Annotated in this window: 23 protein-coding genes and 1 pseudogene; 12 read left to right on the forward strand and 12 right to left on the reverse strand. The window is 73.8% G+C overall.

Annotation, left to right across the window (positions count from 1 at the left end):
• Positions 1-44: 44 nt before the first annotated feature.
• On the forward strand, positions 45-170 hold the full coding sequence (locus ABT085_RS21390; RefSeq protein ID WP_351610030.1) for a hypothetical protein: 126 nt from the start codon (positions 45-47) through the stop codon (positions 168-170).
• A gap of 401 nt (positions 171-571) precedes the next feature.
• Positions 572-2,227, forward strand: coding sequence for an alkaline phosphatase D family protein (locus ABT085_RS21395; protein WP_351610033.1), 1,656 nt, complete (start codon positions 572-574; stop codon positions 2,225-2,227).
• A 117-nt stretch (positions 2,228-2,344) separates the two neighbouring features.
• Here the strand turns inward: ABT085_RS21395 and ABT085_RS21400 are convergent, their stop codons facing one another.
• Positions 2,345-3,352, reverse strand: a complete 1,008-nt coding sequence (locus ABT085_RS21400) for a Gfo/Idh/MocA family protein (protein WP_351610035.1) — start codon at positions 3,350-3,352, stop codon at positions 2,345-2,347.
• 87 nt (positions 3,353-3,439) lie between these two features.
• Here ABT085_RS21400 and ABT085_RS21405 point away from each other — a divergent pair, with 87 nt between their 5' ends.
• The 4 genes from ABT085_RS21405 to ABT085_RS21420 all read left to right on the forward strand — a co-directional run bounded on the left by ABT085_RS21405 (position 3,440) and on the right by ABT085_RS21420 (position 7,983).
• Positions 3,440-4,753, forward strand: coding sequence for a multidrug effflux MFS transporter (locus tag ABT085_RS21405; protein ID WP_351610038.1), 1,314 nt, complete (start codon positions 3,440-3,442; stop codon positions 4,751-4,753).
• The gene (locus ABT085_RS21410; protein WP_351610040.1) at positions 4,690-5,880 is read left to right on the forward strand and encodes a serine hydrolase domain-containing protein; all 1,191 of its coding nucleotides are present in this window, start codon (positions 4,690-4,692) and stop codon (positions 5,878-5,880) included. Before ABT085_RS21405 ends, ABT085_RS21410 begins: the two co-directional genes overlap by 64 nt.
• Positions 5,881-5,933: 53 nt before the next feature.
• The gene (locus ABT085_RS21415; RefSeq protein WP_351610043.1) at positions 5,934-6,938 is read left to right on the forward strand and encodes a small ribosomal subunit Rsm22 family protein; all 1,005 of its coding nucleotides are present in this window, start codon (positions 5,934-5,936) and stop codon (positions 6,936-6,938) included.
• 307 nt (positions 6,939-7,245) lie between these two features.
• Positions 7,246-7,983, forward strand: coding sequence for a bifunctional DNA primase/polymerase (locus ABT085_RS21420; protein WP_351610046.1), 738 nt, complete (start codon positions 7,246-7,248; stop codon positions 7,981-7,983).
• A gap of 57 nt (positions 7,984-8,040) precedes the next feature.
• Here the strand turns inward: ABT085_RS21420 and ABT085_RS21425 are convergent, their stop codons facing one another.
• From ABT085_RS21425 to ABT085_RS21455, 7 genes and pseudogenes are all read right to left on the reverse strand, one after another.
• Positions 8,041-9,042 (reverse strand): SCO2278 family lipoprotein, encoded by a 1,002-nt coding sequence (locus ABT085_RS21425; RefSeq protein ID WP_351610048.1) that lies wholly within the window; start codon positions 9,040-9,042, stop codon positions 8,041-8,043.
• On the reverse strand, positions 9,002-9,874 hold the full coding sequence (gene efeU, locus ABT085_RS21430; protein WP_351610051.1) for an iron uptake transporter permease EfeU: 873 nt from the start codon (positions 9,872-9,874) through the stop codon (positions 9,002-9,004). The genes ABT085_RS21425 and efeU overlap by 41 nt, the downstream gene beginning before the upstream one ends.
• A 3-nt stretch (positions 9,875-9,877) precedes the next feature.
• A complete protein-coding gene (gene efeB / locus ABT085_RS21435) occupies positions 9,878-11,161 on the reverse strand; it encodes an iron uptake transporter deferrochelatase/peroxidase subunit (protein WP_351610054.1) in 1,284 nt (427 codons plus the stop codon).
• 11 nt (positions 11,162-11,172) lie between these two features.
• Positions 11,173-12,312 (reverse strand): iron uptake system protein EfeO, encoded by a 1,140-nt coding sequence (efeO, locus tag ABT085_RS21440; protein ID WP_351610057.1) that lies wholly within the window; start codon positions 12,310-12,312, stop codon positions 11,173-11,175.
• A 189-nt stretch (positions 12,313-12,501) separates the two neighbouring features.
• A complete protein-coding gene (locus ABT085_RS21445; RefSeq protein WP_351610060.1) occupies positions 12,502-13,329 on the reverse strand; it encodes a heme ABC transporter ATP-binding protein in 828 nt (275 codons plus the stop codon).
• Positions 13,326-14,486, reverse strand: coding sequence for a FecCD family ABC transporter permease (locus tag ABT085_RS21450; RefSeq protein WP_351610062.1), 1,161 nt, complete (start codon positions 14,484-14,486; stop codon positions 13,326-13,328). Before ABT085_RS21450 ends, ABT085_RS21445 begins: the two co-directional genes overlap by 4 nt.
• A pseudogene (locus ABT085_RS21455) lies at positions 14,483-14,806 on the reverse strand (ABC transporter substrate-binding protein); the annotation flags it as partial. The gene ABT085_RS21450 and the pseudogene ABT085_RS21455, both read right to left, overlap by 4 nt.
• Positions 14,807-14,860: 54 nt before the next feature.
• On the opposite strand from ABT085_RS21455, the gene ABT085_RS21460 reads away from it, so the two are divergent.
• Complete coding sequence (locus ABT085_RS21460) at positions 14,861-15,505, forward strand: PhzF family phenazine biosynthesis protein (protein WP_351610065.1); 645 nt, start codon at positions 14,861-14,863, stop codon at positions 15,503-15,505.
• 28 nt (positions 15,506-15,533) lie between these two features.
• On the opposite strand, the gene ABT085_RS21465 is transcribed toward ABT085_RS21460, so the two are convergent.
• Positions 15,534-16,181: a biliverdin-producing heme oxygenase gene (locus tag ABT085_RS21465; RefSeq protein WP_351610068.1), complete on the reverse strand. Its 648-nt coding sequence runs from the start codon at positions 16,179-16,181 to the stop codon at positions 15,534-15,536.
• Positions 16,182-16,325: 144 nt separating this feature from the next.
• Positions 16,326-17,183: a type I methionyl aminopeptidase gene (gene map, locus ABT085_RS21470; protein WP_351610071.1), complete on the reverse strand. Its 858-nt coding sequence runs from the start codon at positions 17,181-17,183 to the stop codon at positions 16,326-16,328.
• Positions 17,184-17,241: 58 nt separating this feature from the next.
• Here map and ABT085_RS21475 point away from each other — a divergent pair, with 58 nt between their 5' ends.
• Positions 17,242-17,475 (forward strand): hypothetical protein, encoded by a 234-nt coding sequence (locus tag ABT085_RS21475; protein WP_351610074.1) that lies wholly within the window; start codon positions 17,242-17,244, stop codon positions 17,473-17,475.
• A 48-nt stretch (positions 17,476-17,523) separates the two neighbouring features.
• Here the strand turns inward: ABT085_RS21475 and ABT085_RS21480 are convergent, their stop codons facing one another.
• Positions 17,524-18,126 (reverse strand): hypothetical protein, encoded by a 603-nt coding sequence (locus tag ABT085_RS21480; protein WP_351610076.1) that lies wholly within the window; start codon positions 18,124-18,126, stop codon positions 17,524-17,526.
• Positions 18,127-18,244: 118 nt separating this feature from the next.
• Here ABT085_RS21480 and ABT085_RS21485 point away from each other — a divergent pair, with 118 nt between their 5' ends.
• From ABT085_RS21485 to ABT085_RS21495, 3 genes are all read left to right on the forward strand, one after another.
• Positions 18,245-19,318, forward strand: coding sequence for a sialidase family protein (locus tag ABT085_RS21485; protein WP_351610079.1), 1,074 nt, complete (start codon positions 18,245-18,247; stop codon positions 19,316-19,318).
• A 37-nt stretch (positions 19,319-19,355) separates the two neighbouring features.
• Entirely contained in the window at positions 19,356-20,060 is a 705-nt protein-coding gene (gene npdG, locus ABT085_RS21490) for an NADPH-dependent F420 reductase (protein ID WP_351610082.1), read from the forward strand.
• A 121-nt stretch (positions 20,061-20,181) separates the two neighbouring features.
• Positions 20,182-20,373 carry a hypothetical protein gene (locus ABT085_RS21495; RefSeq protein WP_502982770.1) on the forward strand — a complete coding sequence of 64 codons (192 nt, stop codon included), beginning with the start codon at positions 20,182-20,184 and terminating at the stop codon, positions 20,371-20,373.
• On the opposite strand, the gene ABT085_RS21500 is transcribed toward ABT085_RS21495, so the two are convergent.
• Positions 20,363-21,163: a site-2 protease family protein gene (locus tag ABT085_RS21500; protein WP_351610088.1), complete on the reverse strand. Its 801-nt coding sequence runs from the start codon at positions 21,161-21,163 to the stop codon at positions 20,363-20,365. The genes ABT085_RS21495 and ABT085_RS21500 overlap by 11 nt on opposite strands.
• Positions 21,164-21,509: 346 nt before the next feature.
• Here ABT085_RS21500 and ABT085_RS21505 point away from each other — a divergent pair, with 346 nt between their 5' ends.
• Positions 21,510-24,935, forward strand: coding sequence for an AfsR/SARP family transcriptional regulator (locus ABT085_RS21505; protein ID WP_351610091.1), 3,426 nt, complete (start codon positions 21,510-21,512; stop codon positions 24,933-24,935).
• Positions 24,936-24,999 lie beyond the last annotated feature (64 nt).

Genomic DNA, 24,999 nt, shown 5'->3' on the forward strand with positions numbered 1-24,999 from the left:
AGACGCCAGAGATGCCTGAGACGTCTGAGGCGCCTGAGAGCGTCGTGCCTGAGCGCGCTGTGCCCGACAGCGCGGCGCCGGGGGCGCCGGAGGGCCGGGCGGCCGTGGTGCCGGACAGCGGCGCGGACGGGGTACGGGACGGCGGGGCGGCCGGGGTCGACGCCCCCTGACGCACGCGGGTCCGGGGCGCGGACGGTCTGCACGCGCCCCGGACTCCGGTGACGTACGCGGCAGCCGTTGCACGGATCGGTGCGTGCCCCGCGGTCCCGCGCGAGGCCCACCCCCAACCCGATGCCGTGGAACGGCTGCCGCCTCCCCCATCGGTGTGGTCTGCGGAACCCGGTTACGTCATATGTGAAGCTCTTGTGCAGGGGAGTTGAGCATAAGCCCGTCACCGGCCCGCAATGGCGCAGACGGTCAAATTCCGCTTGTGCAGGTTGAGGAGTTGACGATTCGCGCCCCGCGCCCGGCCGCGCCCCGGTGTCCCCCGTCCGGGTGGTGCGCGGCCGGCGGGGGCGTGTCGGGTGCGGCCGGTTCCCCGCTTCCTCCCTCAACTGTCCGGGGAGGAAAGATGACCATCGCAGCGCCCTCGTCGCATCGGGCACCCTCGCGGCACACGCCCGGCTTCCGGGCCGCCGCCCGCCGTCTCGACCGCCGCCGCTTCCTCGGTGTCTCCGGCGCGGCGCTGGCGCTCGCCTTCACCGCCGACCTGCCCGGGAGCGGGGTCGCGGCCGCCGCGGAGCTGGACGCGGCGCGGATCGGCGCCGACCCCTTCACCCTCGGCATCGCCTCCGGCGACCCGGGACCCGACTCGGTCCTGCTGTGGACCCGGCTGGCGCCCGCCCCGTACCAGCCCGACGGCGGACTGCCCGCCCAACGCATCGGCGTCGACTGGGAGATGGCCCGCGACGAGGGCTTCGCCACCGTCGTCCGGCGGGGGACCGTCATCGCGCATCCCGAGTTCCGGCACACCGTGCACGTCGAGGCCGGCGGTCTGGAACCCGGCCGCGTCTACCACTACCGCTTCCGCGCGGGCGGCTGGCTCAGCGAGACCGGCCGCACCCGGACCGCACCCGCCGAGGGCAGCCTCGTCGCGTCGCTGAACATCGCCGCCGTCGCCTGCCAGGCCTACCAGGACGGGTACTTCACCGCCTACCGCCACCTCGCCGGGGACGACGTCGACGTGGTCTTCCACCTCGGCGACTACCTCTACGAGTACGCGGTCGACGCGACCGGCGGCGCCCGCGCCTACACCGACCGCCGCCTGCCCGCGCTGTTCGCCCACGAGGCCGTGTCGCTGGAGGACTACCGGCTGCGCTACGCCCTCTACAAGACCGACCCCGACCTGCGGGCGGCCCACGCGGCGCATCCCTTCGTCGTCGCCTTCGACGACCACGAGACGGAGAACGACTACGCGGGCGAGGTCCCCGGAGACGGCGTCTCCCCGGCGGAGTTCCTGCTGCGCCGCGCCGCCGCCTACCGCGCCTACTGGGAGCACCAGCCGCTGCGCGCACCGCAGTTGCCCGTGGGACCGGACATGCGGCTGTACCGGCGGCTGCGCTGGGGCCGGCTCGCCCAGTTCGACGTGCTCGACACCCGCCAGTACCGCTCCGACCAGGCCTACGGCGACGTCCCGCACGCGCCGGGGCCGCAGAGCGAGGACCCGGCTCGCACGATGACCGGCGCGGCCCAGGAGCGGTGGCTGCTCGACGGCTGGCGGGACTCGGCCGCGCTGTGGAACGTCGTACCGCAGCAGGTCTGTTTCTCCCGGCGGCGGCTGGGGACCGGCCCTGCCGCGAAGGTCTCCATGGACGCCTGGGACGGCTACCCGGCCGCCCGCCGCCGCGTCCTGGACGGGGCGAAGGCGGCCGGTGTCGCCAACCTGATGGTGCTCACCGGCGATGTGCACGTCGGCTACGCCTTCGACATCAAGGACGACTTCGACGACCCGGCCTCCCGCACGCTCGGCACCGAGATCGTGGCCACCTCGATCGCCAGCGGCGGGGACGGCGTCGCGCGGCCCGGGAACTGGGCCGCGCACCTGGCGGCCAACCCGCACCTGCGGTTCTACGACGGGCGGCGCGGCTACGCCCGGGTCGCGCTGGGGCAGCGGCTGGCCCGTGCCGACTTCAGGGCCGTGCCGTACGTGACGACGCCCGGCGCGCCGATCGCGACGGCCGGGTCCTTCGTGACGGAGGTGGGGGACCCGGGCCTCAAACCGGCCTGAGCGGACCGGCCCCCGCAGGGACGGATCACCGGCCCCCGCAGGGACGGATCCGCGGGCCCGGCGAGGACGCATCACCGGCCCCCGCCGGGACGGATCACCGGGTCCCGCAAGCACGGGTCAGCGGGCCTCGCCGGGGTAGTGGACGCCGATGCGGTCGCGGATCGCGTCGAGCGTGCGCATCACGGCGAGGGTGCCGTCGAGCGGGACGAGCGGGGACTCGGTCTCGCCCGCGCGCAGGGCCCGCATGACCTCCTTCGCCTCGTGCCGGAGGCTGGTGCGGGGGCCGTCGGCCGGGTCGGCGGCGAACTCCTCGGGGGCGCGGCCGTCGCGGTGCAGGACGAAGCGGTCCGGGTGGAAGAAGCCGTCCGGGATGTCGATACGGCCGGCGGAACCGGTGACCGAGGCCGTGGTGCCGGTACCGCCGACCACGGAGCAGTGCACCGAAGCAAGAGCGCCACTCTCCCAGGAGAGCAGTGCTCCGGTCTGGAGATCGACGCCCTCGTCGGAGAGCACTGCTCTCGCCGCGATGTCCGAGGGCTCCCCGAGCAGCAGCTGCGCGAACGACACCGGGTACACCCCGAGGTCCAGCAGCGCGCCGCCGCCCTGCGCCGGGTCGCGCAGCCGGTGCGAGGGCGGGAAGGGACCCGAGAGCCCGAAGTCGGCCTGCACCGTGCGCACCTCGCCGATCGCGCCGTCCTCGACCAGCGCCTTCAGCCGCCGCACCAGCGGATTGCAGTACATCCACATCGCTTCCATCAGGAAGCTCCCGCGCTCGCGGGCCAGCGCGACCAGTTCCCGCGCCTCGCCCGCGTTCAGCGTGAACGCCTTCTCGCACAGCACGTTGCGCCCCGCCTCCAGACAGAGACCGGCCGCCGCCCGGTGGGCCGCGTGCGGGGTGGCGACGTACACGACATCGATGTCCTCGTCCCGCGCGAGAGCCTCCCAGTCGCCGTACGCGCGCGGAATGCCGAACCGCTCGGCGAACGCCTCCGCCGACGCCCGGGTCCGCGAGGCCACCGCCACCACCTGCGCGTCCGGCAGGTCCACCAGGTCCGCGGTGAACGCCGCCGCGATCCCGCCGGTGGCCAGGACCCCCCAGCGCACCCTGTTTTCCGTCACGGTCATGCGGCCCCCACCCTCGCTCATGCGGCCTTCGGCACTCTGTACGAGCTGAGAGCATAGGCGGCGGATCACTCGGAGAGGGAGGGGCGTATGTCCGAGCGCACCACGGGGACACCCGGCCTGGAACACGGCGCCGAATCCGCGGCCACGGCGGCCCACGGCCCGGCCCCGCGCCGGGCCGGTCTCCTGGTCGTCCTCGTCCTCGGGGCACTGACCGCGACACCCCCGCTGGCGATGGACATGTATCTGCCGGCCCTGCCGGAGGTCACCCGCGCCCTGCACGCGCCCGCCACGACCGTCCAGCTCACCCTCACCGCCTGCCTGGCGGGCATGGCGCTCGGACAGCTGGTCGTCGGCCCGATGAGCGACCGCTGGGGCCGCAGGCGCCCGCTGCTCGCCGGACTCGCGGTCTACGTCGTCGCCACCGCCCTGTGCGCGCTGGCACCCGGCGTGGAACTCCTGGTCGCCTTCCGGCTCGCGCAGGGGCTCGCGGGCGCCGCCGGCATAGTGATCGCGCGGGCGATCGTGCGCGACCTGTACGACGGTGTGGCCATGGCCCGCTTCTTCTCCACGCTCATGCTGGTCTCCGGCCTCGCCCCGATCGTCGCGCCGCTCGTCGGCGGGCAGATCCTGCGGGTGACCGACTGGCGCGGGGTCTTCGTCCTGCTGACCGGCGTCAGCGTCGTGCTGACGGCGGTGGTCTGGGCGCGGCTGCCCGAGACCCTGCCCGCCGCGCGGCGGCACGGCGGCGGGGTCGGCGAGGCGCTGCGCACCATGCGCGGACTGCTCGCCGACCGCGTCTTCACCGGGTACGTGCTCACCGGCGGCTTCGCCTTCGCCGCGCTGTTCGCCTACATCTCGGCCTCACCGTTCGTGGTGCAGGAGATCTACGGCGCCTCCCCGCAGACCTTCAGCCTGCTGTTCGGCCTGAACTCCGTGGGACTGATCGTCGTCGGCCAGGTCAACGGCAGGCTGCTGGTCGGCCGGGTCCGCCTGGACCGGGTGCTGGCCGCGGGCCTCGCGGTCGTGGTCCTCGCCGCGGCCGCCCTGCTGCTGACGGCGAGCGGCGCGTTCGGCGAGACCGGCCTGGTCCCGGTCGCCGCCGGGCTGTTCGTGCTGATGTCCGCGATGAGCCTCGTCCTGCCCAACGCCCAGAGCCTCGCCCTGATGCGTGTGCAGCACGCCGCGGGCGCCGCCTCCGCCCTGCTCGGCACGTCCTCCTTCCTCGTCGGGGCGATCGCCTCGCCGCTGGTCGGCATCGCGGGCGAGCACACCGCCGTCCCCATGGCGCTCGTCCAGCTGACGGCCGCACTGGTGGCGGCGGCCTGCTTCGTGGGAATGTGCCGTCCCTGGAACGCACGTGCGATCACGCACGAGGCCGAGAGCCCCGGGGAGGGCAACTGAGCGCGCCGAGACTGCGCATCGACACACCGGAGCGCGCCGGGCTGGACGCCCGCGAACTGAGCCGCCTCGTCCGCGAGGTGCGCGAGCTCAGCGCGGGGAAGCACCCCTGGGCGGCGGGCACCGTCGTGGTCGCCGGACGCGGCCCGGTGATCGCCGTGGCGGAGGCCGCGGGCTGGGCGGTGCGCCACACCTCGTACGACCCGGAGACCGACACCGGGGTGGAGGCGCCGCCCGGGGAGCGGGTGCCGATGACCGTCGGCACGCCCTTCGATCTGGCCTCCCTCACCAAGCTGTTCACGTCGGTCGCCGCGGTGCAGCAGATCGAGCGGGGCACGCTCGGCATCGACGCCCTGGTGGGCGCGTATCTGCCGGACTTCCGAGCCGCCGCCGAGCACGGCATCACCGTACGGCAGTTGCTCACCCACACCTCCGGGCTGCGCCCCGAACTCCCGCTGTACGACTGCGCGGACGACGCCGAGCGGCTGGCGCGGCTGCGGGCGGAGGCGCCGGTGGGCGCGGCCGGCACGTACCGCTACTCCGACCTGAACATGCTGCTGCTCCAGCACGTCCTGGAACGCGTCGGCGGCCGTCCCCTCGACGTGCTCGTCCGCGACGGCATCACCCGCCCGCTGGGCATGACGGCCACCGGGTACGGCCCCTGTCCGGGCGCGGCGGCCACCGAGGACCAGCGGCGCCCGTGGGCCAAGGCGGACCGGGGGATGCTGCGGGGCGTGGTCCACGACGAGAACGCCTGGGCGCTGGGCGGGGTGGCCGGCCACGCGGGCCTGTTCTCCACCGGGCGCGACCTGGCGGTGTTCTGCCGCGCGCTGCTGGCCGGCGGCTCGTACGGGCCCGCCCGCATCCTCGGCCCGGACTTCGTGGAGCTCCTGCTGACCGCGCCGGGCCTCGGCTTCGCCCTGGACCAGCCGTGGTTCATGGGGGAGCTGGCGGGCCGGGGAGCGGCGGGCCACACCGGCTTCACGGGGACGTCGCTGGTCCTGGACCGGGCCACGGACACCTTCCTGGTGCTGCTGGCCAACACGGTCCATCCGCGCAGACGCCCGGCGGACAGCGGGCCGCGCGCGGCGGCCGCGACCCGGCTGGCCCGAGCCGTGCGCGGGGCATAGCGGTCGAGTCCCCGGCCGGTCCGGGACCCTCCGCGACCTGAGAGAATCGGCGGGTGAACGTCCCCGCAGCCCCGGCCGAGACCCTCCGCAGCGCCCTTGCCGCCCTTCTCGACGGGCTCCCGGCCAGGCAGGCCTCGGGAGCCGTGGAGCGGCTCATCGCCAACTACCGGGGGGCCACCCCCACCGACGCGCCGATCCTGCGGGACCGCGCGGACGTCGCCGCGTACGCCGCGTACCGGATGCCGGCGACCTTCGAGGCGGTACGGGCCGCACTGGAGGCGTTCGCCGACGCCGTGCCCGGCTGGGCGCCCGGCAGCCACGTCGACGTCGGCGGCGGCACCGGCGCGGCTACCTGGGCCGTCAGCGCCACCTGGGACGGTCTCCGGCCGGTGACCGTGCTGGACTGGGCCGAGCCCGCGCTCGCCCTGGGCCGCGAGATCGCCGCGGCCAACCCGGCCCTGCGGGAGGCCCGCTGGCAGCGCTCTCGTATCGGAGCGGCGCTCACCATCGAGAGCACCGATCTCGTCACGGTGTCGTACGTGCTCGGCGAGCTCACCGAGGCCGACCGCGTGTCCGTCGTCGACGCGGCCGCGGCCGCCGCCGGGAGTGTCGTGATCATCGAGCCCGGCACTCCCGACGGCTACGCCCGCGTCCTGGCCGCCCGCGACCGTCTGATCGCCGCCGGCTTCCGCGTCGCCGCGCCCTGCCCGCACTCCGCCCTCTGCCCCATCGTCCCCGGCACGGACTGGTGCCACTTCTCGGCCCGGGTCAGCCGTTCCTCGCTGCACCGTCAGGTCAAGGGCGGCTCCCTCCCCTACGAGGACGAGAAGTTCAGCTACGTCGCCGCCACCCGCCTCCCGGTGACCCCGGCCCCCGCCCGGGTGGTCCGGCGCCCGCAGATCCGCAAGGGCCAGGTCCTCCTCGACCTGTGCGAGGCCGACGAACAGCTGCGCCGCACGACGGTCACCAAACGCCACGGCGACCTGTACAAGGCCGCGCGCGACGCGGACTGGGGAGACGCCTGGCCGCCGCACGACGGGGACGACGCGGCCGACTGAGCCCGCCCGGTACGGCTGGGCGAGCCCGCCCGGCGCGATCGGCCGTCCGCCCGGCGCGATCGGCCGAGCCCGTTCGGCGCGCACTCCGGCGGTGTGGGCGGGAAGGCGGGCGCACAAGGGCGGACGCGGACGGCGTGCGAGGCGTGAAAGTTAACGATCCGGGTGTCGATCCGTCGTCTGTAACCCCTCGTAACCCCTATGCCCCCCTCGTCACCACCTGCCCCGATCGGGGGCACTGGCTCCCCGATGGGCCGGAAGGTGGGACGATGAGGCATGCTGGCCGCACGACAGCGAGGCGAGGCGATAGATGAGCGCGGAGAACGGTGGCGGAACCCATCGGCAGGGCAGACTCGCCCGGTGGCTGCGTGGCCGCCGCCCGAAGGAGACCGCAGACACCGGCGGCCGTGAGGCCCTGCTGCTGGCCGCCGCCCGGGCCGGACTGCCCCTCGCGCCCGCCGCGCACCCGGCACCGGGCTACCGCTGCTCCTGCGACCGCGTCGGCTGTCCCACACCCGCCCGGCACCCCGTGTCCTTCGCCTGGCAGACGCAGTCCACCACCGACCGCGCCCAGATCGAGCGCTGGGCCCGGCACCAGCCGCAGGCCAACTTCATCACCGCGACCGGCATGGTGCACGACGTCCTCGACGTGCCCCTGGAAGCGGGCGCCGAGGCGCTGGAGAGCCTGCTGTCCGCCGGTGTCGAGGTCGGTCCGGTCGCCGAGAGCGACGACGGGCGCATGCTCTTCTTCACCCTCACCCGCGGCACCCCCGAGGACGAGGACGAGTGGTGGCCGTGCGAGCTGGACAGCCACCCCGAGACGGCGGACGAACACCCGGGCATGCGCTGGCACTGCCGGGGCTCCTACGTCCTGGTACCGCCCGCCCGGCTGCCCGGGGACGACGGACGGCAGGTGCGCTGGCTGCGCGGCCCCGAGCACCGGCTGCCGGACCCGCTGACCCTGCTGGAGGCGCTCACCGACGCCTGCTCCCGCCATGCCGGGACCCAGCCCGACCACGCCGCCTCGGCCTGGCCCCTGCGCCACTGACGGCGGCCCCCGGCGCCACGGCCGTACGCCCGGCCGCCCGACGCGCTCACGTCGGGGCTACTCGCCCCGGCCCGCCGTCAGACCCTGGACCTTGCCGATCATCGACACCTGGCCGGTCCCCGCGCCCCGCTTCGGGTCCAGCACCACCTGGTTGGAGACGAACTCCATCGTCAGGGACTGCTTGATCTCGCCCTTGGTCAGCGCCTGCACGCTCTTGTTGGGCGTGGGCACGGACGCGCCGGCGGCAGCCGTCTGCTTCACGTAGTGGTGCGTGGTGAAGAACACCAGCGCCCCGCCGTCCGCCGTGCGCAACGCCAGCGGGGCGTAGTCGTCCCGGGTCAGCGCCTCGTCGATGTACTGCGTGGCCAGCCCCGGCCGGCTGGCACCCCTCGTCCGCTCGGCGCGCAGCACGCTGGTGTACGTGCCGTCGGCGAAGGACTTCCCGCCGTTCCTGAGGTACGTCGCGTAGTCCTGGCTCAAGTCCGCGGGGTCCACGGCCAGTTCCGTCTGGTTCAGGGGGACGGTCTCGGCCCAGCCGTCCTTGTCCTTGGCGAACTGCGGTACGGCGTCCGGGGCCACCAGCGTCAGATAGGACACCCGCCACGGCTCGGACAGGCCGCCGCGCAGGAACACCATCAGCCAGCGGGCCGAACCGCCCTTGTTGGCCTTGGCGTCGGCGACGAACCAGCGGGGCCAGCCCGCCTTCCTGGGGATGGTGTACCGCACGTCCGAGAACGTCAGCGCGGTGTGCGCCGCGTTGCCGGACGGGCTGACGCTGTGCCCGGCCGTCAGCCGCGCCCCGTCGATGTCGGAGAGGGCGCCGGCGACGAAGTCCGCGTCCAGGGAACGGTCGTACGCCTGGTCGGCCTTGTTGTACGCGGTGGTGAACTGCCCGAGGGCCTCGGCGGCCTCGGGGGCCGTGGTGGCCGGGAGCACCTCGCGCTCGCCGTGCACCACCACGCATCCGCCCGCCGTCAGCGACAGGACGGTCACCGAGGCCGCGATCAGCGCGCTCCGCTCAAGACTGCTCGGCCTGCGTGGGCCGCGAACCCTGGTCATCAGGTGCCGTCACCTTCCCCTTCCCGGAGGCGAACCCTACCGGGGCGAGGAAGACGGCGAGTGTCGGGACCAGGTAGAGCAGCCACACCGTGACCTGGAACACGGTCGGGTCGGGCTGGAAGTTGAAGACGCCCTTGAGGAGGGTGCCGTACCAGCTGCCCGGGTCGACGGTGTCGCTGATGTCGAAGGCCAGACTGCGGATGCCCGGCAGCCAGTTGGCCTCCTGGAGGTCGTGCACGCCGTACGCGAGCACGCCCGCCGCCACCACGACCAGCATGCCGCCGGTCCAGGTGAAGAACTTGGCGAGGTTGATCCGCAGGGCGCCGCGGTAGAACAGCCAGCCCAGCAGGATCGCGGTCGCCAGACCCAGCGCGACGCCGACCAGCGGGCGCGGGGTGCCGTCGCTGGCCGCGTGCACCGACGCCCACACGAACAGGGCGGTCTCCAGGCCTTCGCGGCCCACGGCGAGGAAGGCGGTGGCGACCAGCGCGCCGGTGCCCATCGCCAGCGCCGCGTCCAGCCTGCCGTGCAGCTCGGACTTCAGATGGCGGGCGGTGCGCCGCATCCAGAAGACCATCCAGGTCACCAGGCCGACCGCGACGATCGACAGGGAGCCGCCGAGCGCCTCCTGCGCCTCGAACGTCAGCTCCTGCGAGCCGAATTCGAGGACGCAGCCGAAGCCCATCGCGATGGCGACCGCGATGCCGATGCCGGTCCAGATCGGCCGCAGGGCGTCCCGTCGGCCGGTCTTGACCAGGTAGGCGATCAGGATGCAGACGACGAGGCTGGCCTCCAGCCCCTCGCGCAGACCGATCAGGTAGTTGGAGAACACGGGCTACGCCTCCTCGGTGAACAGCGCCCGGCCCCACCAGTCGTCCTTGTCGCGGACGCCCGGCGGGACGGCGAAGTGCGCCGAACCCACGTGCTGGATGTATTCGTTGAGCGCGTCGGACGCCGACAGCCGGCGCTGCAGCGGGATGAACCCCTTGCGCACGTCGCGCATGTAGGCCAGGAAGAACAGGCCCGCGTCGAGCCGGCCGAGACCGTCGGTGCCGTCGGTGAAGGAGTAGCCCCGGCGCAGGATGGTGATCCCGTCGTTGGAGTCGGGGTGGGCGAGACGGACGTGCGCGTCGGGCTTCATCGCCTTCAGGAACGGCGCGTCGTGCTCCTTGGCCTTGCCGACCGGTGCGCCCTCGCCCTTGTCGCGGCCGAAGACGTCCTCCTGCTCCTGGAGCGAGGTCCGGTCCCAGGTCTCGATGTTCATCCGGATGCGCCGCGCGACGAGGTACGAACCCCCGGTCATCCAGGCCGACTTGGCGTCGACGTCGGAGTCGCCGACCCAGACGAACTTCTTCAGCCGGTCCGTCTCGGTCCCCGCGATGTTGCGGGTGCCGTCCTTGAACCCCATGAGGTTGCGCGGGGTCTGGGCGTCGGGGGTCGTCGAGGACGTCTTGCCGAAGCCCAGCTGGGACCAGCGGATGGCGACCTTGCCGAAACCGATGCGGGCCAGGTTGCGGATCGCGTGCACGGCGACCTGCGGGTCGTCCGCGCAGGCCTGGATGCACAGGTCGCCGCCGGTACGGGTCTTCTCCAGGTTCTCGCCGGGGAAGCCGGGCAGGTCGACCAGCGCCGCCGGGCGCCGGTCGGCCAGGGCGAACCGGTCGAAGAACGACGGGCCGAAGCCGATGGTGAGGGTCAGCCGCGAGGGCTTCAGGCCCAGCGCCTCGCCGGTGTCGTCCGGGGGCGCCTCGGCGAGCCCGCCGTAGGCGCCCTCGCCGACCGCCCGGCCCGCGGTCATCCGCCGGGCGGCCTCGGTCCAGTCCTTGAGCAGCTGCACGAACTCGGCGCGGTCGTCGGTCTTCACGTCGAACGCGGCGAAGTGCAGCCGGTCCTGGACCGGCGTCGCGATACCCGCCTGGTTCGCGCCGTGGAAGGCGACCGCCGCGCCCGTCTCGGCGGCGGCCGGGTCGACGTCGTTGCCGACCCGGGTCATCGCCACCGCGCCGCCCGCGGCCGCGGCGCCGAGCGCGAGGCCCGCACCGCCCCAGCCGATCAGCGAGCGCCGGGTGGGCGCGATGCCGGAGGGCGTCCCGGCGGTGGTGTCCTGAGCGTCCGTCATCGGTGGTCCCCCTACTTCACGACGGCCGCGGCGAGCTTGGACAGCGGCTCGGCGAGCGCGTTCACCGCGTCCGAGAGCTCCTTGCGCTGGTCCTCGGTGACCTTGTCGTAGGAGACGAAGTCGTACGAGTTCTTGTCCGCGCGGTACTTGTCCAGCAGCGTGTCCAGCGCGGCGAACTGCTTGTCCAGCTCGCCGGCCAGCGCCGCGTCGTTCTTCTGCGCGACCGGCTTCAGCAGCTCGTACGCCTTCTGCGCGCCCTCGACGTTGCCCTTGAAGTCGGACAGGTCGGTGTGCGAGTAGCGGTCCTCCTCGCCGGTGACCTTGCCGGTGGCGACCTCGTCGAGGAGCTCCTTGGCGCCGTTGGCCATGGAGGTCGGGGTGATCTCGGCCTTGCCGACCCGCTTCTGCCAGTCCTTCAGGTCGGTGACCAGCCGGTCGGCGAGGCTCTTGTCGGTGTCGGCGATCTTCTTGTCCGCCCAGAGCGACTTCTCCAGGCGGTGCCAGCCCGTCCACTCCTGACCCTCTTCGAGGCCGTCGGCGCGGGTGTCGACCTTGGGGTCGATGTCGCCGAAGGACTCGGCGACCGGCTCGGTGCGCTCCCAGCCGAGGCGGGAGGGCGCGAAGGCCTTCTTGGCGGCCTCGATGTCACCGGCCTTGACGGCGGCGGCGAAGGTCTCGACGAGCGGCAGCGTGGCGTCGGCCTGCTCCTGCGCGTACTCGCGGTAGGCGGCGACCGCCTTGTCCAGCTCGGGGTTGCGCTTGGCGGCCGAGCCGCCGGTGACGGTGAGCTTCTGCCGGATGCCGAGGCCCTTCATGCCGGGGCGGCAGGCGATCTCGTACGCCCCGGACTTCACCTCGGCGGTCAGCGTGTACTTCGTGCCCGGACCGATGTTCTCCTTCTCGGAGACGATCCGGTCGTCCGGGAAGAGGATCTCGACCTCGGTGGCCTTGGAGCCCTTGTTCTCGATCTTCAGCGTGACGTGGCCGGCCGGCACCGAGGTGGTGGACGTCTTGCACGTCGAGTCCGCGGCGGTCACCTGTATCGCCCCGGCGTCGTCGGCGGCGGTGCTCTTCTGCGTGCAGCCTGTGACGGCGGTCAGCGCTGCTGCGGTGGCGGCGGCGGTGACGACGGACAGTCTGACGGCTCGCATGCGGGCTCCCACGGGTGGCTGGAAAACGGCGTGACGGTACTCACAAGGATTGGTGAGGCTGGCCTAACTTAACCGAGGCTTACCTGCCTGATACCCCTGCGTGGCGTGATTCACCTCTCATAGAGGCCCTATGGCTACGAGGTGATCACGACTGCCCAATTGGTGCGTAAACAACGGGTCAAAGCTGATTCAAAGGTTCCGCTTAGGGTTTACGAGCGTGGAGCCGGTGCGCGGGTGACGCAGCACCTCGACGGGGTGGTCGTAGACCTCGGACAGCAGGCGTTCGGAGAAGACCTCGGCCGGCGGTCCGTCGGCCGCGACACCACCGGCGCACAGGATCGCGACCCGGTGCGGGTAGGCCGCGGCGAGCCCCAGGTCGTGCAACACCACGACCACCGCGTCACCGGCGTGCGCCCTTGCCCGGCACAGCCGCAGCACCGACTCCTGGTGCTTGAGGTCCAGCGCGGCGGTCGGCTCGTCCAGCAGCAACGGAGCCGCCTGCGCCAGCACCCGGGCCAGCGCGATCCGGGCCCGCTCGCCGCCGCTGAGCGCCGGGAACGGCCGCGCGGCGAAGCCGGACACGTGCGTCGCGGCCATCGCCGCGGCCACCGCCCGGTCGTCCTCGGCGGGCGAGGCCGGGTGCGGGGCGCGGCCCATCCTGACGACCTCCTCGACGGTGAACGGGAAGGACAGCGCGGTCTGTTGCGGAAGGACCGCGCGGCGCAGGGCCAGTTCGGGCGCGGACCACTCGGCCGCCGGGCGCCCGTGGACGCGTACCGCGCCCCCGGTGGCCGGGAGGTCGGCGGCGAGGGCGCCGAGCAGCGTCGACTTCCCGGCGCCGTTGGGTCCGACCAGCGCCAGCACCTCGCCCGCGCGCACCTCCACGTCCACGCCCCGCAGCACCTCGCGGGTGCCGAGGCGGACGCGCAGGGCCTCGGCGGCGGCCAGGACCTCGCCGGGGCGGGCCGGGGGAGGCGGCAGCGGGCGGGGGCGCAGCAGCGCTCGGGGGAGTCTCATGCCCAGCCCCCTTGCCCGCGGCGGGTGCGGCGCAGCAACCAGAAGAAGAAGGGGCTGCCGAGCAGCGCGGTGAGGACGCCGAGCGGGAGCTCGGCGGGGGCGGCTAGCGTACGCGCCGTCAGATCGGCCGCGAGCAGGACGAACGCGCCCAGCAGGGCGCTGCCCGGCACCAGGAACCGGTGCCCGGGACCCGCCGCCATCCGCAGCAGATGCGGTACGACCAGACCGACGAAGCCGACGATCCCGCAGACGCTCACCGCCGCCGCCGTCAGCAGCGCGATCACCAGGACCAGCACGATCCGCAGCCGCTCCACCTCCACGCCCAGATGCCGGGCCGGCCGCTCGCCCAGCGCCAGCAGGTCCAGCCGGCGCGCGTACCGGGGCGCCAGCGTCAGTCCGGCCGCCGCGCACGGCAGCACCGCCGGCACCTTCGGCCAGGTCGCCTGGGAGAGCGAGCCCAGCTGCCGGAACGCGATCCGGTTGACCGCCGCGGTGTCCGCGAGGAACAGGAACAGCCCGATCAGCGCGCCGGCGAAGGCGTTCACCGCGATCCCGGTGAGGATCAGCGTCACCACCTCCGTACGGCCGCCGGAGCGCGACATCGCGTACACCAGCAGGACCGTGCCGAGCCCGGCGGCGAAGGCGGCGGCCGTCACCGTCCAGCTGCCGAGGAAGTCCAGCCCGAACGCGATCGTGGCGACCGCGCCGACCGCCGCGCCCGAGGAGATGCCGATGACGCCCGGCTCGGCGAGCGGATTGCCGAACACCCCCTGCATCAAGGCGCCCGCGCACCCCAGCGAGGCGCCGACGAGCAGCGCGAGCACGATCCGCGGGAAGCGCACGTTCCACAGCACCGACTCGGCGACCCGGTCCAGCTCCGCGCCGCCCAGCCCGAGCCGGTGCTGCACGGAGGACAGCACGTCACCGGTCGGGATCGGGTACGCGCCCAGCCCGGCGGCGACCGGCACCAGGACGAGCAGCCCGAGCACCAGCCCGGCGGTGAGCCCGACGGCGCTGCCCCGCCCGGCGGTCGCGGGTGCGGGTGCGGGCGCGGCGGCGTCCGGGGCGATGGGCGCGGGCGCGGGTGCGGTGGAGCCGGTCGCGGTGGCGGGGGCCGGGTCCGTGGGCCGTACCGGCTCGTTCCCGACGGCGGTCATCGCGCCTCACCCCCGTACAGCTGCGTCACGATCGACTTCAGCACCTGGTCGGTGCGCGGCCCGTAGTTGAGCAGCACGCCGTCCTCGACGGACACGACCCGCCGGTCCGCCCCGGCCGGCGTCTGGGCGACGCCGGGAATCCGCACCAGTGCCTCGACCCCGCCGACCGACTCGAGTCCCTTGGCCATGACGAGGATCGCGTCCGGTGCCGCCCGGGCGAGCGCCTCGGTGGTGATGGCGGTGAAGTCCTTGTCCAGCCCGGACTCCGCGCCCGCGTCGACGGCACCGGCCGCCTCCAGGAGCGAGACCGCGCCCGGGCCGCACCCCGTCGACCTGGGACGACGTCGGGTCCCGGTCGGTGCTTCAATTCCCCGGTGACTGATTACGACGTGCTGCGCGTGTTCTGCGCGGCGAACGGCGGGTACGGCAACGAGCTGGGTGTCGTCCGCGACGGCTCCCGGCTGCCGGACCGGGACGACCGGCAGGCCCTGGCGCTGAAACTGGGCTTCAGCGAGACGGTGTTCGTGGACGACCCCGAGCGCGGTGTCATCGACATCTACACGCCCACCCTGCGGCTGCCGTTCGCCGGACACCCCTGCGTCGGCACGGCCTGGCTCGTGGACGTGCCCGAACTGGTCACACCGGCCGGAGTGGTCGGGGCGCGGCAGGACGGCGAGTTCAGCTGGATCGAGGCGCGGGCCGAATGGGTCCCGCCGCGCACCCTGCGCCAGTTCGCCACGGCCGCCGAGGTCGACGCCCTCACCGTCCCGCCGCCGGGTGAGTGGATCTACGCCTGGGCCTGGGAGGACGAGGCCGCCGGACGTGTGCGCGCCCGTGCCTTCCCCGGCCGCGACGACGGCATCGACGAGGACGAGGCGACGGGCGCGGCGGCGATCCTGCTGACCGAGCAGCTCGGCCGGGCACTCAACATCACGCAGGGCGCGGGCTCCCAGATCCTGACCGCGCCCCAGCCGTACGGATGGGTGGAGATCGGCGGCCGGGTCTTCCTGGAACGCTAGGTCCCGTCCGACAGGCCGGCCCGTGCGCTCACGCGCTGAGCGGGAACTCCTCGGCCAGCGCGCTGAACACCGCCGTGTTCAGCGCGAACGCCCGCTTGCACTCCGCCACGATCCGCTGCCGCTCCAGATCGTCGGCCCGGACCGCGTCCAGCAGCTCCCGGTAGCCGCGCTTGAACGCGGCCGGGTTGGCGATCTCCTCGAAGACGTAGAAGCGGACCCCGTCGCCCTTGCGCTCGAAGCCCCAGGCCCGTTCCGCCCGGTCGCGGATGATCTGGCCGCCGGAGAGATCGCCGAGATAGCGGGTGTAGTGGTGGGCGACGTACCCGGCGGGCCACCGCTCGGCGCACTCGCGCACCCGGTCCGCGTACGCCCGGGTCGCGGGCAGCGCGGACAGGCCCGTCCGCCAGTCGGCGCCGCGCAGATGCGCCAGGTCCCGCTCCAGCGCGGCCAGCCGGAACAGCTCAGGCCGGACGAACGGCCCGGCCACCGGGTCCCCGGCCAGCCGTCCGGACCCGGTTTCCAGCGCCTCGTAGACGAACCACAGCTGCTCGGTGTAGCGCGTGTACGCGTCCACGCCCAGCCGGCCGCCGAGCAGATCGCTCATGAACGTCGAGGTCTCGGCCTCGGTGTGCTGCTCGTTCGACGCGGTGCGGATGACTGTCGAAAAGGAGTCCATGGGGCGCATCATTTAAGGTAAGCCTTACCTAAGTCAACACTTTTGCCGACGGCCTGTCGGCAAATACCTACCCCGGATCCCGGGCCCGATCACGGCAAAGGCCCGCTCTCCGGGGAGAGCGGGCCTGAAGCGGGGCGGGCGGTGTCAGGGCAGGGTGAGGATCTCCGCGCCGGTGTCCGTGACCACGAGCGTGTGCTCGAACTGGGCCGTGCGCCGGCGGTCCTTGGTGACGACCGTCCAGCCGTCGTCCCACATGTCGTACTCGTGGGTGCCGAGGGTCAGCATCGGCTCGATCGTGAAGGTCATCCCCGGCTGGATCACCGTCGTCGCGTGCGGGCTGTCGTAGTGCGGGATGATCAGCCCGGAGTGGAACGACGAGTTGATCCCGTGCCCGGTGAAGTCCCGGACCACGCCGTACCCGAACCGCTTGGCGTACGACTCGATCACCCGGCCGATGATGTTGATCTGCCGGCCGGGCCGGACCGCCTTGATCGCGCGGTCGAGGGACTCCCGGGTCCGCTCCACCAGCAGCCGCGACTCCTCGTCCACCTCGCCGACCAGGTACGTGGCGTTGTTGTCGCCGTGCACGCCGCCGATGTACGCCGTCACGTCGAGGTTCACGATGTCGCCGTCGCGCAGCACCGTCGAGTCGGGGATGCCGTGGCAGATGACCTCGTTGACACTGGTGCACAGGGACTTGGGGAAGCCGCGGTACCCGAGCGTGGACGGGTAGGCGCCGTGGTCGCACATGTAGTCGTGCGCCACCTTGTCGAGTTCGTCCGTCGTCACACCCGGCGCGATGATCCTCGCGGCCTCGGCCATCGCCTGCGCGGCGATCCGGCCGGCGCGGCGCATCGCCTCGATCGTCTCGGGCGTCTGCACCTCCGGACCGGTGTACGGCGTCGGCGCGGGCCGTCCGACGTACTCGGGGCGGCGGATGTTTCCGGGCACGGAACGGGCGGGAGAGAGCTCACCTGGTACGAGCAGCGACTGGCCAGACATGCCAGCGAGTCTAACCAGCGGGGATGGGGGAACATGTCGATGGCGAGAGGAGCTGGTCATGGCCCTGTTCAAGAAGCGCACGGTCGGCAAGCCGGGCGAGTGGTACTACTGCCTGGAGCACAAGAAGGTCGAGGAGGGGCCGGACTGTCCGGGCAAGAACCGCTTCGGCCCGTACACCAGCCGCGAAGAGGCCCAGCACGCGATGGACACCGCCCGCGAGCGCAACCTCCAGTGGGAGACCGACCCCCGCTGGCACGACGCCCCGCAGGGCGGCACCCCGGACGAGGACTGACCGCGCCCGCGGGGCGGCCCCGGCCGCCGGGTACCGCGGCCCCGGCCCTCACCAGGGGGCCGGCGGCGGCGCCGTCAGCCGGTCGGCCAGGCCGGACAGCCGGTCCCGCAGCCGTCGGCGGCCCCGGGGAGCCGGCAGGGCGTTCTCCCCGGCCCCGGCGCTGATCAGGTGCTGCACGGTGTCCAGGTCCAGATCGGTGCTCTCCGGTACCGCGAGCGACTCATGGGCCATGGACACCAGGTCGCGGTCCCCGCGGCCGAGCGTCAGGACCGTCGCCCCGGCCCGGCGGGCGTCGTGCACCCGCTCCAGCAGCGGGCCGCCCGGGTCCTCGGGCGCCACCACCAGCAGCGTCTCGCCCCGCCGCACCGCCTCGATCCGGCCGAGACCGGCCGCCAGGTGCGCCGGGTCCGAGGCGCGCGCGTCATGCCGTACGAGCGTGGGGGCCAGCTCCGGCGTCCCCGACCACGCGGCCTCGTCCACCAGGTGCGCGGCCAGATGCCAGGGCTCGTACCCGGGCGTCCCCACCAGCAGCAGCCCGCCCCCGTGCGACACCACCGATCCGCGCAGCACCCCGGCGAACCGCCGGGTGGTGTCCAGCCACTCGGTCCCGGCGAGCACTTCACGCAACAGCGCGACCCGTACGGCGTCCATACGGCGGCATACTGCCTCAAGCCATCACTCGTGACCCGCAGTTCACTCCGAATTCGCCCGCCCCGGGGAAAAGAGGGGACGTCCGGGACACACGGGAGACAGGGCCTGAGGAGTTCCCATGACCGAGACCACCGTCCCCTTCCGCGCGGGCCGCGAGGGGTACGCGAGCTACCGCATCCCCGCGGTGGTGTGCGCCGCCTCCGGCGCCCTGCTCGCCTTCTGCGAGGGCCGCGTCGACTCCGCGCGCGACCACGGCAACATCGACATCGTCCTGAAGCGCTCCACGGACGGCGGCCGCACCTGGGGCCCCCGGACCGTGGTGGCGGGCAACGGCACGAACCTGGCCGGGAATCCCGCCCCGGTCGTCCTCGACACCGGCCGGATCCTGCTCGTCCACGTCCGGGCCGCCGGCACCGTCACCGAGGACGCCATCCTGCGCGGCAAGGTCAAGGACGCCGACGGACGGCGGGTGTGGGTGCAGCACAGCGACGACCACGGCGTGACCTGGTCGGGCCCGACGGAGATCACCAGGCAGGTGAAGCGGGCGGGCTGGCGCTGGTACGCCACCACCCCCGGCCACGCCCTCCAGTTGAGCTCGGGCCGGGTCGTCGTCGCCGCCAACCACACCGTGCCGCCCACCGGCACCGACCTCGGCAACGAGCCGCGGTACAACAGCGGCCACTGTCTGCTCAGCGACGACCGGGGCGCGACCTGGTACCTCGGCTACGTCGACGAGAACACCGACGGCTATGTCAACGTCAACGAGACCACCGCCGCCGAACTCCCCGACGGACGGGTCTACTTCAACGCCCGCAACGACTCCCCGTCGCCGGGCAACCGGGCCGACGCCCACTCCGCGGACGGCGGCCGCACCCTGCACAAGCCCTTCCGTCCGCAGGCCGGCCTGACCGCCCCCGTCTGCGAGGGCAGCGTCCTGCACCTGCGCGACCCCGACGTCCTGCTCTTCTCCGGCCCGGCCGACCCCGCCGCCCGCGCCCTGATGACGCTGCGCGCCTCGGCCGACGGCGGTCTCACCTGGCGGCCGGTGCACACGGTGAGCGGGCTGCCCGCCGCCTACTCCGACCTGGTGCGCATCGACGCGGACACGGTCGGACTGCTCTACGAGACAGGCGACTTCGGCGCCTACGAGACGATCGCGTTCCACCGGGTGCCCGTGACGGAGCTCACCTGACCCGATGGGCGCCCCGGCCCGCACGTAGAGTCGGCGCATGACCTCTAGCGACAGTGCACAGAAGGCCCCCGCCAAGGACCCCTGGGAGCTCCCCGACGTCTCCGGGCTCGTCGTCGGTGTGCTCGGCGGCACCGGGCCGCAGGGCAAGGGCCTGGCCTACCGGCTCGCCAGGGCCGGCCAGAAGGTGATCATCGGTTCGCGGGCCGCCGAACGCGCGCAGGCCGCCGCCGACGAACTCGGTCTGGGGATCGAGGGCGCCGACAACGCCGAGACCGCGCGGCGCAGCGACATCGTGATCGTCGCCGTGCCGTGGGACGGCCACGGCAAGACCCTGGAGTCGCTGCGCGAGGAGCTCGCGGGCAAGCTCGTGGTCGACTGCGTCAATCCGCTCGGCTTCGACAAGCAGGGCGCCTACGCGCTGAAGCCCGAGGAGGGCAGCGCCGCCCAGCAGGCCGCCGCCCTGCTGCCGGACTCGCGGGTGACGGCCGCCTTCCACCACCTGTCCGCGGTGCTGCTCCAGGACGCGCAGATCGAGGAGATCGACACGGACGTCATGGTCCTCGGCGAGGAGCGCGCCGACGTCGAGATCGTCCAGGCGCTGGCCGGCCGCATCCCCGGGATGCGCGGTGTCTTCGCGGGCCGGCTGCGCAACGCCCACCAGGTGGAGTCGCTGGTCGCCAACCTGATCTCCGTCAACCGGCGCTACAAGGCGCACGCGGGGCTGCGGGTCACCGACGTCTGAGCCGCGCCGCCGGCCGGCCGGTGCGCGGGTGGCACCTCGACGGGTGAGCCGGTGCCGGGCGGCCGGCGCGATGGGGGACACTGGACGGCGCCAGCAGTGTCCCCCGACAGGAGCCGTCCCCATGCCCCGCCTCGCCCTCTACAGCCTCGCCGTCTGCCTCCTCGCCGTCGCCGCGGCGGTCGTCTCGTTCGTGCAGGGCAGCTGGCTGGGCGTCGTCTGGGTGCTGCTGGCGGGACTGTCGTCCAACATGACCTGGTACTACTTCAAGCGCTCCCGGGTGGCGCAGACGCCCGACCGGTCCGTCACGGGCTGACCGCGCAGAACTCGTTCGTGCCCTGCCAGAAGCGGTAGAGCGCCTGGCCGCAGTACGTGTCGTTGCCGCTGATCCCGAGGCCGTCGAGGATCGAGTGGACCACGTCGAAGAAGGCGCCGTTGACGGACGGGATCCACAGCAGCGCGAACACGAACAGCAGCCCGAACGGCGCGAACGGCTCCACCTGGCGCCGGACGCCGTACGACAGCCAGGGCTCGATGACGCCGTAGCCGTCCAGGCCGGGCACCGGCAGGAAGTTCAGCAGCGCGGCCGAGACCTGGAGCAGGGCGAGGAAGGCCAGCGCGTACCGGAAGCCGGTCGGCACGCCGTCCAGCGCGCCGAGCCAGAACGGGGCCGTGCACACGGCCGCGAACAGCACGTTCGTCAGCGGTCCCGCGGCGGAGATCAGACTGTGCCGCCAGCGCCCCCGGATGCGCCCGCGCTCGATGAAGACGGCACCGCCCGGGAGCCCGATCCCGCCCATGATCACGAACAGTACGGGCAGCACGACGCTGAGCAGCGCGTGGGTGTACTTCAGCGGGTTGAGGGTCAGATACCCCTTCGACGCCACCGTGAAGTCGCCGCTGTGCAGGGCGGTGCGTGCGTGCGCGTACTCGTGCAGACACAGCGACACGATCCACGCGGCCGTCACGAACAGGAACACGGCCACTCCCGGCTGCTCGGCGAAGCCGGTCCAGGTCGCCCAGCCGGTGACCGCGGTGACGGCCAGGATCCCGACGAAGACGGGGCTGATCCGCCGGTCGCTGTGGCGGGTGGTGGTGGCGGTCATCAGTCGGGCTCCTGTGCTGCGTCCGGGTGCTGCGCGAGTGGTGGGAAGCCCGACCGTACCGGGCGCAAGGGGAACACGGGGAAAACGTCTCGCGTCCGGTCGCCGTTCCCGCAAGGGTGGGGCCATGGGACTCCGGCACATGTTTCGGCCCGCCACGGGCGCCGCGTACCCTGCCGCAGGGGCTGAGTACGGTTTCCGGGAGCGCGGCGTCGTGAGGTGACGGGGGGACGGCCGGCCGGCGGTGAGCGGGGAGACGGCCACCGGGGCACGGGCGGCCGTCCCGCGGCCCCCCGGGGCACGCCCCGCCGACCGAACCCCGTGACCTGCCCCGACGCCACCGGAGACAATGGACCTCGTGCGCTATCGCATCCTCGGCACCACCCAGGCACTCCGCCCCGACGGCACGTCCGTCGCGGTCGGCGGGGCGCGGCTGCGCGCCCTGGTCACCGTGCTGGCCCTGCGGTCCGGCCGTACCGTCCCCGTGAGCGTGCTGGTCGACGAGGTCTGGGACGGCGACCCGCCCGCCGACGCGCCGGGCGCGCTCCAGGCGCTGGTCGGCCGGCTGCGCCGGGCGCTCGGCGCGGACGCGGTGGCCTCCGTCGAGGGCGGCTACCGGCTCACCGCCGCCTCCGACGACGTCGACCTGCACCGTTTCGAGCGGCTGACCGCCGACGGCCTGCGCGCCCTGGCCGACGGCGACCCCGCGAAGGCGGCCGGCGTCCTCGACGACGCCCTCGCCCTGTGGCACGGACCCGCCCTCTCCGACCTGCCCGACCGCACCGCGCGGGCCGCCCGCTGCGAGACCCGGCGCCTGGACGCGCTGCGCGCCCGCCACACCGCCGCGCTCGCCCTCGGCCAGGCCGAGCAGTCCCTGCCCGAACTGACCGCCCTGTGCGAGGCCCATCCCCTCGACGAACCCCTCCAGACGCTGCGGCTGCGCGCCCTGCGCGACGCGGGCCGCACCGCCGAGGCGCTGGCCGCCTACGAGGACGTACGACAACTGCTCGCGGGCCGTCTCGGCTCCGATCCGGGTCCGGAACTGCGGGCGCTGCACACGGAGTTGCTGAACCCGCCCGAGGACAGGGCAGGGCCCGCGCGGCAGGCTCCTCCCGGCGGGCACCGGACGCCGGCCGCGGCCGACGAGTCCCAAGACACCCGGCGGCCCGGCAACCTCCGGGCCCGCCTCACCTCCTTCGTCGGCCGGGAGGCCGACATCGATGCCATCCGGGGCGACCTCGCCGGGGCCCGGCTGGTCACGCTGCTCGGGCCGGGCGGCGCCGGGAAGACACGGCTGTCCCAGGAGTCCGCGGAAGGCGTGCGGGACGTGGCCAGGGACGGGGTGTGGCTGGCCGAACTCGCCCCCGTCGACGACCCGTCCGACGTCCCGGAGGCCGTGCTCACCGCCATCGGCGCCCGCGAGACCGTACTGCACGGCGCCGGCGCCGAAGGCATACGGGCGGCGGCCGCCGACCGGTACGACGACCCCGTGGAGCGGCTGGTCGAGCACTGCGCCCGCCGGCGCATGCTGATCGTCCTCGACAACTGCGAGCACGTCGTCGAGGCGGCCGCCCGGCTCGTCGAGGAACTACTGGAACGCTGCCCGGAACTGACGGTGCTCGCCACCAGCCGCGAACCCCTCGGCGTGCCCGGGGAACTGCTGCGCCCGGTGGAGCCGCTGCCCGAGCCGGCCGCCCTGCGGCTGCTCGCCGAGCGCGGCGCGGCCGCCCGGCCCGGCTTCCGGATCGCGGACGACGCCGAGGCCTGCGCCGAGATCTGCCGACGGCTCGACGGACTGCCCCTGGCCATCGAACTCGCGGCCGCCCGGCTGCGGATGCTGACGCCCCGCCAGATCGCGGACCGGCTCGACGACCGCTTCCGGCTGCTCACCTCCGGCAGCCGTACCGTCCGCCCCCGCCAGCAGACCCTGCGCGCGGTCGTCGACTGGTCCTGGGACCTGCTCGACGAGGACGAACGCGACGTCCTGCGGCGCCTTTCGGTCTTCGCGGGCGGCTGCGACCTCGCCGCCGCCGAGGCCGTGTGCGGTCCGGCCGCGCTGGAGGCGCTCGGCTCGCTCGTCGACAAGTCCCTGGTGGTGGCCGCGCCCTCGGCCGCCCCGCCGGAGCGGAACACGGACCACGGCACGGGCGAGGACACGGCGCAGGGCGTCGAACCGCGCCCGGCCCAGGGCGCCGGACAGGGACCGGCACAGGGCCCGGCCGCCGGGATGCGCTACCGCCTCCTGGAGACCGTCGCCGAGTACGCGGGCGAGCGCCTCGACGAGGCGGGCCGGCGCGGCGAGACGGAGCGCGCGCATCTGACGTACTACCGCGAACTCGCCCGCACCACCGACCCGCTGCTGCGCGGCCCGGGCCAGCGCGCCGCCATCGAACGCTTCCAGACGGAGTACGAGAACCTGCGCACCGCGCTGCGCCACGCCGTGGCCGCCCGCGACGAGCAGGAGGCCCTGTGCCTGGTCCTGTCGCTCGTCTGGTACTGGCAGATGCGTGATCTGCGCATCGAGGCCCGCAGCTGGTGCTCCGAGGTCATGGCCCTCGGCCCCGACCCGTTCACCGAACCCGTCCAGCCGGCCGCCGCGGTCTGGCAGCGCTGCACGGACGCGCCGCCGCCGATGACCGGCGAGGTCCTCGCCGAGGCCCGCCGCGGCCTGCACCTGGCCCACCTGGCCTGCATGGACACCGAGATGGAGGCCTGGCAGCAGCCGAAGGCCCAGGCCAAGCTGCGCGTCGTGGCCCAGACCTACGAGCCGGGGATGCCGCAGATCTGCCGCGCGCCCGGGATGCTCTGGTTCTTCGCCGTGATGCTCACCGGCGACATGCAGCGCATCCGGCTCATCATCGACGCCGCCGTGCAGACCTGCCGCGAGACACCGGGCTTCGAATGGGAGCTCGCGGGCAGCCTCCAGATGCGCGCCAACCTGCTGGCCAACCGCACCGACTGGGCGGGCGACGCGGCGCACGACGCCGACGAGGCGCTGGAGATCTACCGGCGGCTCGGGGACGCCTGGGGCACCGCCGAGGCGCTCTCGGCCCGCGCCGAGGCGCACGAGCGCAAGGGCGCCTATCCGTCGGCCGCCGCCGACTACGCGGCGGCCATCGAACACTCCGAACGGCTCGGCGCCCGCGCCCAGGTGGCGATCCTCACCGCCCGGCTCGGCGCCGCGCTGCTGGAGGAGGGGCGGGACGAGGAGGGCGAGCGCCTGCTGCGCGAGGTGATCGGTCTGGGGGAGAGCCCGGCCAACGAGGCGAGACCCTTCGCCCGGCTCTTCCTGTCCGGCTGGCTCAGCGTGAGCGGCCGTACGGCCGAGGCGCGCGAGCACATCCGGCTGCTGCGCGAGGAGTTCGGGCTGGCCCACTTCGCGGTCTTCGACGCGTTCATCCTGGGCTCGGAGGCCTGGCTGGACGCGGTCGACGGCCGCCACGAGGAGTCCCTGGTCACCGTCCGGCAGGCACTGGAGCAGGCCGCCGACCGCCTCGCGCAGAACATCGCCCCCCACATGCGCTCCATCTACCTGTCCGTCGCGGCGGTCTCCCTGGCCCGGATCGACGGCGGCGCCCGGGCCCGCGACGCGGCCCGCTGCCTGGGCACCGCCGCCGGGCTGCTGCCCCCCGGCCATGTCGCCGGAATCCTGGAGCGCGAGGTGCTCGCCCTGGCGCAGCGCTCCGCGCGGGCCGCGCTCGGCGACGAGGAGTACGAGGCCGCGTACGCGGCGGGCGGGAACCTCTCCTACGACGAGGCCGCGGCCCTGATCTGAGAGCCTCTCGAACAGCTCCGGGGCACACGGCAGGGCGGCGGCCGCTCCCGGGGGAGGGGCCGCC

Source organism: Streptomyces sp. NPDC002265, assembly GCF_040296125.1.
In the GTDB taxonomy this organism is placed as follows: domain Bacteria; phylum Actinomycetota; class Actinomycetes; order Streptomycetales; family Streptomycetaceae; genus Streptomyces.

Excerpts from the sequence above, each read along its gene's own strand:
- ABT085_RS21405 (WP_351610038.1), top strand. The coding sequence starts at position 3,440 with ATGTCCGAGCGCACCACGGGGACACCCGGCCTGGAACACGGCGCCGAA.
- npdG (WP_351610082.1), top strand. The coding sequence starts at position 19,356 with ATGACCTCTAGCGACAGTGCACAGAAGGCCCCCGCCAAGGACCCCTGG.
- ABT085_RS21420 (WP_351610046.1), top strand. The coding sequence starts at position 7,246 with ATGAGCGCGGAGAACGGTGGCGGAACCCATCGGCAGGGCAGACTCGCC.
- ABT085_RS21445 (WP_351610060.1), bottom strand. The coding sequence starts at position 13,329 with ATGAGACTCCCCCGAGCGCTGCTGCGCCCCCGCCCGCTGCCGCCTCCC.
- ABT085_RS21485 (WP_351610079.1), top strand. The coding sequence starts at position 18,245 with ATGACCGAGACCACCGTCCCCTTCCGCGCGGGCCGCGAGGGGTACGCG.
- ABT085_RS21400 (WP_351610035.1), bottom strand. The coding sequence starts at position 3,352 with ATGACCGTGACGGAAAACAGGGTGCGCTGGGGGGTCCTGGCCACCGGC.
- ABT085_RS21495 (WP_502982770.1), top strand. The coding sequence starts at position 20,182 with ATGCCCCGCCTCGCCCTCTACAGCCTCGCCGTCTGCCTCCTCGCCGTC.
- map (WP_351610071.1), bottom strand. The coding sequence starts at position 17,183 with ATGTCTGGCCAGTCGCTGCTCGTACCAGGTGAGCTCTCTCCCGCCCGT.
- efeO (WP_351610057.1), bottom strand. The coding sequence starts at position 12,312 with ATGCGAGCCGTCAGACTGTCCGTCGTCACCGCCGCCGCCACCGCAGCA.
- ABT085_RS21425 (WP_351610048.1), bottom strand. The coding sequence starts at position 9,042 with ATGACCAGGGTTCGCGGCCCACGCAGGCCGAGCAGTCTTGAGCGGAGC.
- ABT085_RS21505 (WP_351610091.1), top strand. The coding sequence starts at position 21,510 with ATGGACCTCGTGCGCTATCGCATCCTCGGCACCACCCAGGCACTCCGC.
- ABT085_RS21465 (WP_351610068.1), bottom strand. The coding sequence starts at position 16,181 with ATGGACTCCTTTTCGACAGTCATCCGCACCGCGTCGAACGAGCAGCAC.
- ABT085_RS21500 (WP_351610088.1), bottom strand. The coding sequence starts at position 21,163 with ATGACCGCCACCACCACCCGCCACAGCGACCGGCGGATCAGCCCCGTC.
- ABT085_RS21480 (WP_351610076.1), bottom strand. The coding sequence starts at position 18,126 with ATGGACGCCGTACGGGTCGCGCTGTTGCGTGAAGTGCTCGCCGGGACC.
- ABT085_RS21450 (WP_351610062.1), bottom strand. The coding sequence starts at position 14,486 with ATGACCGCCGTCGGGAACGAGCCGGTACGGCCCACGGACCCGGCCCCC.
- ABT085_RS21475 (WP_351610074.1), top strand. The coding sequence starts at position 17,242 with ATGGCCCTGTTCAAGAAGCGCACGGTCGGCAAGCCGGGCGAGTGGTAC.
- efeB (WP_351610054.1), bottom strand. The coding sequence starts at position 11,161 with ATGACGGACGCTCAGGACACCACCGCCGGGACGCCCTCCGGCATCGCG.
- ABT085_RS21395 (WP_351610033.1), top strand. The coding sequence starts at position 572 with ATGACCATCGCAGCGCCCTCGTCGCATCGGGCACCCTCGCGGCACACG.